Genomic DNA, 327 nt, shown 5'->3' with positions numbered 1-327 from the left:
CTCGCCGCGGTTTCCGACAAGTTTGGATTTGCAGGGTCAGTATCTCGGTCGGTGCGAATTCGCCCACTCGCGGGCATGCGGAATCGGTTCGCGCGGCGGCAGGATCGCGCGAAGCTTTCGCGTCGCCGGCAGGTTTTCCATGCGCTCGCGCCATCGGCAAAAAGCCGGATAGTTCGGGTACATCGCCTTGCCTTCGTCCGTTAGGCTGAAGGCGAATGTGCTCGGAAGCAGGAAGAAGTCCGCGATCGTGATTTCCGTGCCGAGCAGGTAGTCTTGGCCGTGTTCCAATTCATGCTCCACCATGCCAAGCGCAAGCTCGACCTTGGG

The 327-nt window shown here is 60.6% G+C and carries 1 protein-coding gene; it reads right to left on the bottom strand.

The genetic code is table 11. From position 1 onward, the window contains the following. Positions 1-36: 36 nt before the first annotated feature. The coding region (locus tag ACZXDY_RS46590) for a glutathione binding-like protein (RefSeq protein ID WP_464350117.1) at positions 37-327 on the bottom strand (291 nt) is incomplete at its 5' end.

This window comes from Bradyrhizobium sp. LeoB3 (genome assembly GCF_055456055.1).
The sequence above is the reverse complement of the archived record's forward strand: the minus strand, read 5'-3'. Positions and strand labels throughout refer to the sequence as shown.